General features: G+C 70.6%; 14 protein-coding genes and 1 tRNA gene. 7 read left to right on the forward strand and 8 right to left on the reverse strand.

Annotation, left to right across the window (positions count from 1 at the left end; translation table 11 throughout):
* Positions 1–44: 44 nt before the first annotated feature.
* Positions 45–133: transfer RNA gene (locus VIB11_RS03035), tRNA-Ser, on the reverse strand.
* Between the two features lie 68 nt (positions 134–201).
* Positions 202–636, reverse strand: a complete 435-nt coding sequence (tadA, locus tag VIB11_RS03040) for a tRNA adenosine(34) deaminase TadA (RefSeq protein ID WP_332028255.1) — start codon at positions 634–636, stop codon at positions 202–204.
* A 64-nt stretch (positions 637–700) separates the two neighbouring features.
* Between tadA and upp the strand changes: the two genes are divergently transcribed.
* The 4 genes from upp to VIB11_RS03060 all read left to right on the forward strand — a co-directional run bounded on the left by upp (position 701) and on the right by VIB11_RS03060 (position 4,091).
* Positions 701–1,339: a uracil phosphoribosyltransferase gene (gene upp, locus VIB11_RS03045; protein WP_332028234.1), complete on the forward strand. Its 639-nt coding sequence runs from the start codon at positions 701–703 to the stop codon at positions 1,337–1,339.
* Positions 1,340–1,466: 127 nt separating this feature from the next.
* On the forward strand, positions 1,467–1,634 hold the full coding sequence (locus tag VIB11_RS03050; RefSeq protein WP_332028236.1) for a hypothetical protein: 168 nt from the start codon (positions 1,467–1,469) through the stop codon (positions 1,632–1,634).
* A gap of 6 nt (positions 1,635–1,640) precedes the next feature.
* The gene (locus VIB11_RS03055) at positions 1,641–2,432 is read left to right on the forward strand and encodes a PH domain-containing protein (RefSeq protein ID WP_332028238.1); all 792 of its coding nucleotides are present in this window, start codon (positions 1,641–1,643) and stop codon (positions 2,430–2,432) included.
* A gap of 171 nt (positions 2,433–2,603) precedes the next feature.
* On the forward strand, positions 2,604–4,091 hold the full coding sequence (locus tag VIB11_RS03060) for an amino acid permease (protein WP_332028240.1): 1,488 nt from the start codon (positions 2,604–2,606) through the stop codon (positions 4,089–4,091).
* A gap of 42 nt (positions 4,092–4,133) precedes the next feature.
* Here the strand turns inward: VIB11_RS03060 and VIB11_RS03065 are convergent, their stop codons facing one another.
* A complete protein-coding gene (locus VIB11_RS03065; RefSeq protein WP_332028241.1) occupies positions 4,134–4,877 on the reverse strand; it encodes an ATP-binding protein in 744 nt (247 codons plus the stop codon).
* Positions 4,878–5,265: 388 nt separating this feature from the next.
* On the opposite strand from VIB11_RS03065, the gene VIB11_RS03070 reads away from it, so the two are divergent.
* A complete protein-coding gene (locus VIB11_RS03070; protein WP_332028243.1) occupies positions 5,266–5,652 on the forward strand; it encodes a VOC family protein in 387 nt (128 codons plus the stop codon).
* A 45-nt stretch (positions 5,653–5,697) separates the two neighbouring features.
* On the opposite strand, the gene pntB is transcribed toward VIB11_RS03070, so the two are convergent.
* On the reverse strand, positions 5,698–7,086 hold the full coding sequence (pntB, locus tag VIB11_RS03075) for a Re/Si-specific NAD(P)(+) transhydrogenase subunit beta (protein WP_332028257.1): 1,389 nt from the start codon (positions 7,084–7,086) through the stop codon (positions 5,698–5,700).
* Between the two features lie 17 nt (positions 7,087–7,103).
* Entirely contained in the window at positions 7,104–8,648 is a 1,545-nt protein-coding gene (locus tag VIB11_RS03080) for a Re/Si-specific NAD(P)(+) transhydrogenase subunit alpha (protein WP_332028259.1), read from the reverse strand.
* 209 nt (positions 8,649–8,857) lie between these two features.
* Here VIB11_RS03080 and VIB11_RS03085 point away from each other — a divergent pair, with 209 nt between their 5' ends.
* Positions 8,858–10,339 (forward strand): MFS transporter, encoded by a 1,482-nt coding sequence (locus tag VIB11_RS03085; protein WP_332028245.1) that lies wholly within the window; start codon positions 8,858–8,860, stop codon positions 10,337–10,339.
* Positions 10,323–11,081: an alpha/beta hydrolase gene (locus VIB11_RS03090; protein ID WP_332028247.1), complete on the forward strand. Its 759-nt coding sequence runs from the start codon at positions 10,323–10,325 to the stop codon at positions 11,079–11,081. The genes VIB11_RS03085 and VIB11_RS03090 overlap by 17 nt, the downstream gene beginning before the upstream one ends.
* A gap of 11 nt (positions 11,082–11,092) precedes the next feature.
* On the opposite strand, the gene VIB11_RS03095 is transcribed toward VIB11_RS03090, so the two are convergent.
* The 3 genes from VIB11_RS03095 to VIB11_RS03105 all read right to left on the reverse strand — a co-directional run.
* Positions 11,093–11,278, reverse strand: a complete 186-nt coding sequence (locus tag VIB11_RS03095; RefSeq protein ID WP_332028249.1) for a hypothetical protein — start codon at positions 11,276–11,278, stop codon at positions 11,093–11,095.
* 101 nt (positions 11,279–11,379) lie between these two features.
* Positions 11,380–12,360 (reverse strand): pirin family protein, encoded by a 981-nt coding sequence (locus VIB11_RS03100; RefSeq protein ID WP_332028251.1) that lies wholly within the window; start codon positions 12,358–12,360, stop codon positions 11,380–11,382.
* Between the two features lie 71 nt (positions 12,361–12,431).
* Positions 12,432–13,308 (reverse strand): AMP-binding protein (locus VIB11_RS03105; RefSeq protein ID WP_332028253.1); only part of this gene is annotated, 877 nt, incomplete at its 5' end.

Consider the following 13,308-nt stretch of genomic DNA (forward strand, 5'->3'; position numbering starts at 1 on the left):
CGCAGAAACAGAAAATCCCTCACGGCGAACCGGGAGGGATTTCTTGGCGGTGGCGGCGGGATTTGAACCCGCGGAGGCTATTAACCTCACACGCTTTCGAGGCGTGCTCCTTAGGCCGCTCGGACACGCCACCGCCGAGCAATGTACCCGAGCGCCCGACCCGCACAGAAATCGGGTGAGCCCGAGCCATTCCTCCCGGAGTCAGCCGCGGTGCGGGGCGAAGAAGTCGAGCAGGACCTGGGAGCACTCGGCCTCCCGGACGCCGCTGATGACCTCGACGCGGTGGTTGGCCCGCCGGTCCCGCACGATGTCCCACACCGACCCGCAGGCGCCGAGCTTCGGGTCCCACGCTCCGATGACCAGCGTCGAGATGCGCGAGAGCACCAGGGCGCCGGCACACATCGGACACGGCTCCAGCGTGACGACGAGGGTGCAGTCCTCGAGGCGCCACTCCCCCGTATGCCGTGCGGCCGCCCGCAGCGCGACCACCTCCGCGTGGGCGGTGGGGTCGCCGTCGACCTCGCGCACGTTGCAGCCCTCGCCGATGACCTGGCCGGCGGGCGAGACGACCACGGCACCCACGGGCACGTCCCCGGCGGCCGCCGCCGCGGCGGCGAGGTCGAGCGCGCGGCCCATCCACGCGGCATACCGGGGATCGGCCGCTGGACCGCGCTGGTGGCTCACGCGCTAAGTTTCGCCTATGCGCGTCCACGTTGCCGACCACCCGCTCATCGCTCACAAGCTGACCTACCTGCGCGACAAGCGGACCGACAGCCCCACCTTCCGGCGCCTCGCCGAGGAGCTCGTGACGCTGCTGGCCTACGAGGCCACCCGCGACGTGCGGACCGAGCCGTTCGACATCGAGACGCCCGTCGCCCCGACGACCGGCATCAAGCTGTCGACGCCGAAGCCGCTGGTCGTGCCGATCCTGCGCGCCGGCCTCGGCATGCTCGAGGGGATGGTCCGGCTGCTGCCGAGCGCCGAGGTCGGCTTCCTGGGCATGCAGCGCAACGAGGAGACCCTCGAGGCGATCACCTACGCGAACCGCCTGCCCGACGACCTTTCCGGCCGCCAGTGCTACGTCCTCGACCCCATGCTCGCCACCGGCGGCACCCTGGCGATGACGATCCGCTACCTCGTCGAGCGCGGCGCCGACGACATCACCGCGGTCACGCTGCTCGCCGCCCCCGAGGGCATCAAGCACCTCGAGGAGGAGGTCGCCGACCTCGACGTCCCGATCAACCTGGTGACCGGAGCCGTCGACGAGCGGCTCAACGAGAACGGCTACATCGTCCCTGGCCTCGGCGATGCCGGCGACCGCCTGTACGGCCTCGTCTGACCCCACCTCCCAGCGGCGCGCCTCCCGGACTGCGCCGCCGCCATGCGCCACGCTCATGGTTTGGCCACGCGCTGACCGCCTCCCGACCGGACACCTCCCCCCGACCGCAACTGATCAAGGAGAAGACATGCCGCGCGTGAAGAAGATCCTGCTGTGGGTCCTCGTCGCGTTCGCCGTCTACGCGATCTTCACCTCACCCGACCGCGCCGCCGACATCGTCAGGACTTCGGGGGAGATCCTCGTCGACGGCGTCAAGAGCATCGGGCAGTTCTTCGACGCGCTGCTCGGCAGGTAGCCCGGTATGGCGCCGGTCTCGTCGGGGAGCCACAGGGAGCTCGACCGCTACCTGCTCGACGGGGAGCGCCTGGTCACGGCCGTCCACCAGCACTGGGCCAAGGTCGCCGAACCCGTGGCCAGCGCGGTCGCCGGCGGCGCCCTCGCGCTCTGGGTCGACGCCACCATCGACCCGGCCCTGGGGCTGGTCAGCACGGTGCTGTGGTGGGCGTGGTTCGTGGTCCTCGGCCGGGCGGCATACCTGCTGGCCGAGTGGCGCCATGACTGGTTCGTCGCCACCGACAAGCGGCTGCTGCTCTTCTACGGGTTCATCACCCGGAGGGTGTCCATGATGCCGTTGTCCAAGGTCACCGACATGTCGTACTCCCGCTCCGTCCCCGGGCGGGCGCTCGGCTACGGCCGCTTCATCATGGAGAGCGCAGGCCAGGACCAGGCCCTCCGCGAGGTCAACTTCGTCCCCCAGCCGGACCACCACTACCGCGCGATCTGCGCCGAGATCTTCCGGGTCTTCGACCGCGACCGCCGCGACCGCACCGACCGCGACCGCACCGACCGCGGGCCGGTCGGCGACGACCGGGCCGAGCTGCCGGGGCCGTACTCCGGCTGGGACGACCCGCGGTATGCCGGGGACAGCTCCACCGCCATCCCGGTGCGCCCGCCGACGGGCGGGCACGAGTCGGGTGGTTCGCTCTACCGCAGCCCGGACCTCGAGCGCGGCGACCGCGACGCCGACACCGGGCCCATCACGTACCTGCCGCCACGGGACGACCGCGGCGACCGCGGCGACCGCCGCCGGTGAGACGTCCGTGAGACGTCGGTGAGACGTCGCCGGTGAGGCGTCGCCCGGTGAGAGGTCGCCACCGCCTCGGCTGAGACTCGGGTGGGCAGGTCGCTCCCGGGCGGCTAGCGTGGGCCCGTCCGGGTCGCTCCCGGGGGGCGACCGCACTGTTCCGCCGGAGGGTGGCCCGCTGTGAGCATCATGCGCACGAAGTCGATCGAGCAGTCCATCCGCGAGACCGACGAGCCCGAGTACCAGCTCAAGAAGCGTCTCTCCGCCCTCGACCTCACCGTCTTCGGCGTCGGCGTCATCATCGGCGCGGGCATCTTCACGGTCACCGGGCGCGCGGCCCAGGAGTACGCCGGGCCCTCGATCATCATCTCCTTCGTCATCGGCGCGGTGTGCTGCGGCCTCGCCGCGCTCTGCTACGCGGAGTTCGCCTCGACCGTTCCGGTGTCGGGCTCGGCGTACACGTTCTCCTACGCCGCGCTCGGCGAGCTGGTCGCCTGGATCATCGGCTGGGACCTCCTCCTCGAGCTCATGCTCGGCGCGAGCGTCGTGGCACAGGGCTGGTCGCAGTACGCCGACCTCTTCCTCGGCCAGCTGGGCTTCGACTGGCCGGACGCGTTGGCCTCCGGCTCCCACTTCGACCTGCTCGCCTTCCTCCTCGTCGCCACCATCACGCTCATCGTGTCGCTCGGCATCAAGGAGTCGATGCGGGTCAACCTCGTGCTCGTGGCGGTCAAGGTGTTCATCGTGCTGTTCGTCATCGTCGCCGGGCTCGGCTTCGTCAAGGCGTCGAACTACACCCCGTTCATCCCGCCGTCGCAGCCCACCAAGGCCGAGGAGGGCCTGACCGCGCCGCTGATCCAGGTGCTGTTCGGCATCGAGCCGGTGACCTTCGGGATCCTGGGCATCGTCACCGGCGCCTCGATCGTGTTCTTCGCCTACATCGGGTTCGACGTGGTGGCGACGACCGCCGAGGAGGCCAAGAACCCCCAGCGCGACCTGCCGATCGGGATCATCGCCTCGCTCGTCATCTGCACCGTCCTGTACATGGCCGTCGCCGCCGTCATCACCGGGATGGTCCCCTACGACCAGATCGACCCCAAGGCCGCGCTCGCCTCGGCGTTCGAGTCGGTCGGGAAGGGGGGCTACGCCACCCTGATCGCCGCCGGTGCCGTCGCCGGCCTGACCACCGTCATCATGACGCTGCTGATCGGCGCCACCCGGGTGGTCTTCGCGATGAGCCGCGACTGGCTGCTCCCCCCGGTGCTCGGCAAGACCAACGTCGGCACGGGCACACCGCTGCGCATCACCATCTCCCTCGGGCTGTTCATCGCCCTGGTGGCCTCGCTGACCCCCATCGGCAAGCTCGAGGAGATGGTCAACATCGGCACCCTCGCGGCCTTCACGCTCGTCTCGGTCGCGGTGATCATCCTGCGGCGCAGGCGCCCGGACCTCCAGCGAGCCTTCAAGGTGCCGTTCGTGCCGGTGCTGCCGATCGTCTCGGCGCTGGTCTGCTTCTACCTGATGCTGAACCTCAGCGTCGAGACGTGGCTGCGGTTCATCGTCTGGATGGCGATCGGCTTCGTCCTGTACTTCTTCTACGGTCACCGCAACAGCCGGCTCAGCGGCCGCGCCAAGGAGGGCGAGGTCCCCAGCATGACCAGCACCTGACCTCGAGGTCCTGGGCGGGCGCAGGCCGCCGGGACGGGAGGGTCAGCGCGGCTCGGCACCCAGGACGGCCCAGACGAGCTTCCCTCCCCCGGCGGCGGGCAGCGCCCCGGAGGACTGGGACAACGTCTCGACGATGCGCAGCCCCCGGCCCTTCAGGCTCTCCGGGTCGATCACCGGGGTGACCGGCGAGGCGCTGTCACGGTCCCGGACCGCGATCCGCAGGCATCCCGCGTGCTCGGCCAGGAAGAGGTCGACGTGGCCGCCGGCGTACTGCACGGCATTGGTGACCAGCTCGCTGACGATGATGGACGCTGAGGACGCCAGGTGGTCCAGGCCCCACTCGGTGCAGGCGCGGGCGAGGAACCGGCGCGCCGTGCGGGAGGTGAGGGCGTCGGGGCGCAGGCGCTGGTGGGCGGTCCGTCCCTGGTCCTGGGCGCTGATGCGGGCCCAGGCCCTGAGCAGGGACGGGGAGCGCCCGAGGTACTGCCCGTCGGGACGGGCGTCGAGGGCGTCCAGGGTCCCAGGGTCCTGGCAGACGACCACGATCGGCGTCCCCGGCCACCGGCGGACGTGGCGCCCTGCCGAGGCCAGGCTGTCCAGCAGCCGGTCTGCGTCCCGGCCCGACGGCGGGTGCATGAGGCTGCAGACCACGCCCTTGGGGCATTCTGCGAGAGCCATCTGGATCGCGAGGTCGACGTCCTGCACCAGGGTCCCGAAGTCACCCTCGACCTCGATGAGCCAGACGCCGCGCTGGGCGTAGGCGGTGACCTCGCCGTGCGAGCCCATCGCGGCTCGCGACGACCACGTCGCCTCCAGCCACGTCCGTTCCGAGGGGGCTGGCCCCGGGCGCCGGACGCGTGGCTGCCGAGACGGGTCACCCGGGGGTGTCTGTGTCATGGGTTGTCCTGGCATGTCCAGTGACCCGTGCCCGTGTGGTGCTCCCCCATGCACTCACCCGAATGCCTGGCGCACCCCTGCCACACCAGCATGATTCGCACGCTACGCCCCCGGACCGGGTCGCACCACCGCCAGTCCCAGCGCCCGGACGGGCGCCTCCAGGACCCGGGCTCGACGTCGGGACCGGTGCCTGCGGGGGGGCTTTCGGGGCGGCTCGTGGAGGGCGTGGAACCCGAGGTTCCGCGCGGCGCCGGTGGCTCTCTGCGACGGTGGGCCCATGAGAGTCTCCGTCGTCCTCGACTGCCTCGACCCGAAGGCCCTCGTGCCCTTCTGGTCCGCCGCCCTCGGCTATGAGCCGGCCACCTCCCTCGAGGACTACGAAGTCCTGGTGCCGCGCGAGGGCGAGCCGCCCGGCCCGGTCTTCATCCTCCAGCGTGTGCCCGAGCCCAAGGCGGGGAAGAACCGCAGCCACCTCGACATCCACCCGCCGCTGGAGCGCGGTGTGCCCGACCTGGTCGCCGAGCTCGAGTCACTCGGGGGGCGGCTGCTCGGCGACCCCGTGGTCGACCTCGTCGACGAGATCGGCGTGTGGTGGCAGGTGATGGCCGACCCCGAGGGCAACGAGCTCGACGTGGTCGCCGACCCCGGGCACCCCCTGCCCTGACGGGGGCGCACTGCACTGACCGGCACGCACTGGGGGCGCGCTGGCCTAGAGGGCCTTGATGATGTCCTCGACCCGCTCCTTGGCGTCGCCGAAGAGCATCTGGCTGTTGTCGCGGAAGAACAGTGGGTTCTGCACCCCCGCGTAGCCGGTCGCCATCGAGCGCTTGAACACCACGACGTTGCGCGCCTTCCACACCTCGAGCACCGGCATGCCCGCGATCGGGCTGCTCGGCTCCTCGGCCGCGCTGGGGTTGACCGTGTCGTTGGCCCCGATGACCAGCACGACGTCGGTGTCAGGGAAGTCCTCGTTGATCTCGTCCATCTCGAGGACGATGTCGTAGGGCACCTTGGCCTCGGCGAGCAGCACGTTCATGTGACCGGGCAGCCGGCCCGCGACCGGGTGGATCCCGAACCGCACGTTGACGCCCTTCTTGCGCAGCTGCGACGTCAGCTCGGCGACGGGGTACTGCGCCTGCGCCACGGCCATGCCGTAGCCGGGCGTGATGACGACCGAGGAGGCGTCGCGCAGCATGTCCGCGACGTCGATGGCGGCCACCTCACGGTGCTCGCCGTAGTCCTTGGCCTCCCCGACCGAGACCTCCTGGCCGAAGCCACCGGCGATGACCGAGACGAACGAGCGGTTCATCGCCCGGCACATGATGTAGCTCAGGATCGCACCGGAGGAGCCGACGAGCGCGCCGGTGACGATGAGCAGGTCGTTGCCGAGCATGAAGCCGGCCGCCGCCGCGGCCCAGCCGGAGTAGCTGTTGAGCATCGACACCACGACCGGCATGTCGCCGCCGCCGATCGAGGCCACCAGGTGCCACCCGAAGGCCAGCGCGATCACCGTCATCACCAGCAGCGGCACCACCGAGTGCGACGCCACGAACCACCCCAGCAGCCCGCCGGAGACCACCAGCGCCACGAGGTTCAGCAGGTGCCGCGCCGGGAGCATGAGCGGCGAGGACCTGATCCTGGCGCTGAGCTTGAGGAACGCCACCACCGAGCCGGTGAAGGTCACCGCGCCGATGAAGACCCCGAGGAAGACCTCGACGCTGTGGATGGTCGCGAGCGAGCCCTCGAGCCCCTCCTCGGTGAAGAAGGAGTTGAACCCGACGAGCACTGCCGCCAGACCCACGAAGCTGTGCAGGATGGCCACGAGCTCGGGCATCTGCGTCATCTCGACGACGCGTGCCCGCCACAGTCCGATGGCGGCCCCGATGGCCATCGCCACCGCGATGAGCAGCAGGGTCACGGGGGCGTTGGCAGCCTGGTCGGCGGCGAGCCAGATGGTCGCCGCGAGGGCGATCACCATGCCGGCGACGCCGAAGGCGTTGCCCTCCTTGGCCTTCTCGTGCTTCGACAGACCGTGGAGGGAGAGGACGAAGAGCACGGCGGAGACGATGTATGCCGCCTGGACGGCGTTCGTGGTCATGGCCTCTGACATGCGCGTCAGTCCTTCCGGAACATCTGGAGCATGCGGCCCGTCACCGCGAACCCGCCGAAGATGTTGACGCTGGCGATCACCGTCGCGACGAAGGCGAGGGTGCGCACGAGCGGGTCCTCGCTCCCGATCTGCAGCAGCGCGCCGACCAGGATGATCCCGGAGATGGCGTTGGTCTCGGACATCAGCGGCGTGTGCAGCGCGTGGGCGACGTTCGAGATGACGTAGAACCCGACGATCACGGCGAGCGCGAACACGGTGAAGTGCCCCAGGAAGGCGGCAGGCGACGAGACCGCCACCAGCGCGAAGAGCACGGCTGCCAGCCCCATCGCCGCGTACCTGCGCCGCGGGTCCGGCGGCCTTGGCGGCGGTGGCGGCTCCGCCGGCCCGGCGGGCTGCTCGGCCACCGCCGCGGGTGCGGCGCTGACCTGCACGGGCGGCGGCGGCCACAGGGTCTCGCCGCCGCGGCACACGGTCATGCCCCGGATGACCACGTCGTCGAGGTCGAGGACGGCCTGACCGTCCTTCCCGGGCGTCAGCAGCTTCATCAGGTTGACCAGGTTGGTGCCGAAGAGCTGCGAGGCCTGCGTGGGCAGCCGGCCGGGCAGGTCGGTGTAGCCGATGATCCGCACCTGGTTGTCGGTGAGGACGAGCTCGTCCGCGACCGAGCCCTCGACGTTCCCGCCGTTGGACGCGGCCATGTCGACGATGACGGAGCCGGGCTTCATCGACGCCACCATGTCGCCGGTGATCAGCCGCGGTGCCGGCCTTCCGGGGATGAGGGCGGTGGTGATGATGATGTCGACGTCCTTCGCCTGCTCCGCGTAGAGCTCGGCGGCCCGGCGGTTGAAGTCCTCCCCCATCTCCTTGGCGTAGCCGGTGGCGCTCGGCCCCTCCTGCTCGAGGCCCTCGACCCTCAGGAACTCCGCACCCATCGACTCGACCTGCTCACCCACCTCGGGGCGGGCGTCGAACGCCCGGACGATGGCGCCCAGGCTGCTGGCCGTGCCGATCGCCGCGAGCCCCGCGACACCGGCGCCGACGACCAGGACCTTGGCCGGGGGGACCTTGCCGGCCGCTGTGACCTGCCCGGTGAAGAGGCTGCCGAACTCGTGGGCCGCCTCGACCACCGCGCGGTAGCCGCCGATGTTGGCCATCGAGCTGAGCACGTCGAGCGACTGGGCCCGCGAGATGCGCGGGACGGCATCGACGGCCAGCGCCGTGACACCTTGGGCGGTGAGTCGTTCGACCAGCGCGGGGTTGAGCGCCGGGCTGACCAGGCTGGCGAGGACCGCGCCCGGGCGCAGCCGCGCGACCTCCTCGTCACTGGGTGCGTTGACCTTGAGGACGACGTCCGCGCCCCAGACGGCCCCCGCCTCCGCGACCACCGCGCCCGCCTGCTCGAAGGCGGCGTCGCTGAAGTTCGAGCGCGTGCCGGCGCCCGTCTCGACGACCACGTCGTAGCCGAGTCCGATCAGCTGCCCCACCGTCTTGGGGGTGGCAGCGACCCGGGTCTCGCCCGGCTTGGACTCCTTCGGCACACCTATCCGCACGGTTGCTCCCGTCATGCGATGTCACAGCAGGGATGTCACAGCGTGGTCAGCAACCTAGAGCCTCCGGGCACGGTATGGGCGCCATTGTGACTGCCGTCGCGCCCTCGTCCAGCAGGTGGAACGCCGGTCCGGGGCCGATGTCGGCACGGCGAGCGATGATGTGGGGACTGCGGCGCGGTCTACCCGGAGACCGACCCGAGGAGGCGACCATGTCCGAGCCCGTGGACACCGCGGCCGAGAGCAGGCTGCGGCTGCGCGACCCGTTCATGCCGGCGTTCCTCCAGCTGCTCGTCAACGTGCTGCTGGTCTCCGTCATCAACTTCACGGTGTGGTTCGCGATCACCTTCTTCGTGTACCTCGAGACGAGGTCGGTCTTCGCGACCGGCATGATCGCCGGCATCTTCCTCGTCAGCATGATGGCCACGGGGATCTGGTTCGGCAGCATCGTCGACCACCACCCCAAGAAGGCCGTCATGCAGGCCTCGGCGATGGTGTCGCTGGTCCTCTACCTGGCGGGCTTCGCGCTCTACCTCGCCACACCACGGGAGGAGTTCACCGACCCGGCCAGCGTGCGCCTCTGGGTGCTCGTCGTGCTGCTCATGGCCGGCATGATCGCCGGCAACCTGCGCACCATCGCCCTCCCGACGATGGTCACGGCCCTCGTGCCCGAGCGGAAGCGCGACCGGGCGAACGGCATGGTCGGCACCACCGCGGGCGTGTCCTTCCTCGTGACCTCCGTCATCAGCGGACTGTTGGTGGGAGCCAACGGGATGTTCGGGGTCCTCGTGCTGGCCATCGTCGTGCTCGGCGTGGCCCTCGTGCACCTGCCGTTCGTGCGGCTCCCCGCGGTCGTGGGCGAGCGGGCTGCCGATGCCAGCGACCACCGCGTCGACCTGCGCGGCACCGTCGCCGTCGTGCGCGGCATACCCGGCATGTTCCCGCTCATCGTCTTCTCGGCGATCAACAACTTCCTCGGCGGCGTCTTCATGGCCCTGATGGACGCCTACGGCCTCTCCATGGTCTCGGTGCAGGTCTGGGGACTCATCTGGGGAGCCCTGAGCGGCGTGCTCATCATCGGCGGGCTGCTCATCACGCGCACCGGTCTCGGCCCCAACCCGGTGCGGCTGATCCTGCTCATCAACCTCGCGCTCTGGGGCGCCACGGTGGTCTTCCCGATGCGCGACTCGATCGTCTGGCTCACCGCGGGGATGGTCGTCTACATGGTGCTGATGCCCTACGTCGAGGCAGCCGAGCAGACCGTGCTGCAGAAGGTCGTGCCCTACGAGCGGCAGGGCCGGGTGTTCGGGTTCGCGCAGAGCGTCGAGCAGGCGGCCTCGCCCCTGACCGCCTTCCTCATCAGCCCGCTGGCACAGTTCGCGTTCATCCCCTTCATGACCGACGGCCTGGGGGCCGAGCTGATCGGCGACTGGTTCGGCACCGGGCCGTCGCGGGGCATCGCCCTCGTGTTCGTCCTCACCGCCCTGCTCGGCCTGCTGCTGACCGCGTTCGCGCTCAGCAGCCGCTACTACCGACAGCTGAGCGAGAGGTATGCCGCGTCACCGGCCGGTGCCGAGACCACCGTCCTGGAGGAGGGCGAGCTGCCCCAGGAACCGGCTGGAGCGACTGGTGCGGCCGGTGCGACTGGGGGCGGGGCCGCGGGACTACGGTCGGCGGATGACCTCACGCCCTGAGCCGGACGAACGCGCCACGGTGCTGCTGCTGCACTCGGGGGTGGCGGACCACCGCATGTGGGAGGCGCAGGTGGCCGCCCTGCAGGACGCCTACCGGGTGCTGGCGCCCGACCTGCGCGGCTTCGGGGAGCACCCCCACGAGCCCGGGCCGTTCAGCCACGCCGCGGACGTGCTGGCGCTGCTGGACGACGCGGGGGTGGAGCGGGCGGCGCTCGTCGGTTCCTCGTTCGGCGGCCGGGTGGCCCTCGAGGCCGCGACGGCGGTACCCGACCGGTTCAGCGCCCTGGTCCTGCTGTGCACGGCCTACCGCGGGCTGCCGCCGACGCCGGACGTCGAGGCCTTCGGCGCCGAGGAGGACCGCCTGCTCGAGGCGGGCGACCTGCCGGCCGCGGTCGAGCTGAACGTGCGGACCTGGCTGGGCCCCGAGGCCTCGCAGGGCGCCCGTGACCTCGTCCGGCAGATGCAGGCCCGGGCGTTCGAGCTCGACCGGACCGCCGAGGCGCTCTCACCGCCGCCCGAGCCGCAGGGAACCGACGTGGACCCGAAGCGGCTCACGATGCCCGCCCTCGTGGTGCGGGGCGGGCACGACCTGCAGTGGTTCCAGCAGATCGCCGACCACCTGGCGAGGGAGCTCCCGGCTGCGGAGCTCGTCACGCTCGACTGGGCGGGGCACCTCCCCTCGCTCGAGCGCCCGGAGGAGGTGTCCCGGCTCCTCGTCGACTTCCTTTCCGAAGCCCTGTAGGGCTGGCCGGCTCAGACCAGACCGAGGACGACGAGCGCCATGAGCACCGCGACGGCCACAGCGCCCAGCAGGAGGCTGCCGCCGATGTCGCTCTGGGTCTGCTCGTACGGGCGGTCGGTGTGCAGGTAGTCGTGGGGGTAGCGGTCGGCCCTCACAGCGACGGCGCGCGCACGGGTGCGGGTCGGGTTCTGGTTCACGCGGTCCACTCCTCTCATTTCGCTACACAACGTATCGATATTCGAGCTGACGGTCGACCCGGGGGGTCGCTCCGCTCGTCGTCACGCCGTCGGCGGTGGCCTCAGGCGTCGAGCGTCCCGCCCTGGCCGGCGTGCGGCATCGGCTTCCCGAGCCGTCCGGCCTGGTAGTCCTCGAACGCCTGGATGACCTCCGCCTTGGTGTTCATGACGAACGGCCCCGCCCACGCCACGGGTTCCCGGATCGGCCGACCACCGAGGATCACGACGTCGAGGCCGGCGGCATACCGTGCCTGCTGCGTCGGGGCGGCGGACAGCCGCAGGGCGTCACCCCGGCCGAGCAGCGCGAGCTGGCCCGTGCCGACAGGTGCCTGGCCGGGCCCGACGAAGCCGTCGCCGCTCATGACGTAGACGAGTGCGTTGAAGTCCGGGCGCCAGGGCAGGTCGAGGGTGCCACCCGGCGCGATCGTCGCGTGGACCATCGCCATGGGGGTGTGCGTCGAGCCCGGCCCGACCTGCCCGCCGACCTCGCCGGCGATGACCCTCAGCAGCGAGCCACCGTCGGCGGAGCTCAGCAGCCTGACCTCGCTGGAGCGCAGGTCCTGGTAGGCCGGCGGCTTGAGCTTGTCGACCCGCGGCAGGTTGACCCACAGCTGGAACCCGTGGAACAGGCCTCCGCTGACCACGAGGTGCTCCGGCGGCGCCTCGATGTGGAGGATGCCGGCTCCGGCGGTCATCCACTGGGTGTCGCCGTTCGTGATGGTGCCGCCCCCGCCGAAGGAGTCGTGGTGGTCGAAGATGCCGTCGATGATGTAGGTGACGGTCTCGAAGCCGCGGTGCGGGTGCCAGGGCGTGCCCTTGGGCTCGCCGGGGGCGTACTCGACCTCACCCATCTCGTCCAGGTGGATGAACGGGTCGAGGTCCCGCAGGTCGACCCCCGCAAAGGCGCGCTTGACCGGGAAGCCCTCGCCCTCGAGCCCGCCGGGGGCGTTGGTGATCGAGCGCACCGGTCGCTGCTGGGCGCCCGGCGCCGGGGCCGGCACGCGTGGCAGCACGGTCAGGTCGGGGACGGTCACGGCAGGCATCTCGACTCCTAGATGATTCAACATTCAACTTGTCAGGCACAACGCGTTGCTGCGCCCCGGCATTCCGGCCGTCAGGCCTGGCCGGCGAGGCCGAGGTCCGCCACGGACTTCTCGCGCATCTCCACCTTGCGGACCTTGCCGGTCACGGTCATGGGGAACTCGTCGACCACCTGCACGTAGCGAGGGATCTTGTAGTGCGCCAGCTTGCCGGTGGCGAACTCCCGCACCTTCTCCGCCGTCAGCGGCTCGGCACCGTCCCGCATCCGGATCCACGCGCACAGCTCCTCGCCGTACTTGGGGTCCGGGACCCCGATCACCTGGGCGTCGAGGATGTCGGGGTGGGTGTAGAGGAACTCCTCGATCTCCCGCGGGTAGATGTTTTCGCCGCCGCGAATGACCATGTCCTTGATCCGGCCGACGATGTTGCAGTAGCCCTGCTCGTCCAGGGTGGCCAGGTCGCCCGTGTGCATCCAGCGGCCGGCGTCGATCGCCTCGGCGGTCTTCTCGACGTCGCCCCAGTAGCCCTGCATGACCGAATAGCCGCGCGTGCACAGCTCGCCGGGGATGCCCGGCGGCACGATCCGGCCGTCCGAGTCGACGATCTTGACCTCGACATGGGGATGGATGCGGCCGACCGAGCCGACGCGTTTCTCCAGCGGATCGTCGGCCGCGGTCTGGAAGCTGACTGGGCTGGTCTCGGTCATGCCGTAGCAGATCGTCACCTCGGACATGTGCATCTCGGCATTGACCCGCTTCATCACCTCGGTCGGGCAGGGCGAGCCGGCCATGATGCCTGTGCGCAGGGTGGAGAGGTCGAAGCGCTTGAACGCCGGATGGCCGAGCTCGGCGATGAACATGGTGGGCACGCCGTAGAGGCCGGTGCAGCGCTCTGCCTCCACCGTCTCCAGCACCGCCAGCGGGTCGAAGGCCTCGCCCGGATAGACCATG

It is taken from the genome of Pedococcus sp. (genome assembly GCF_036554925.1).
GTDB lineage: Bacteria > Actinomycetota > Actinomycetes > Actinomycetales > Dermatophilaceae > Pedococcus_A.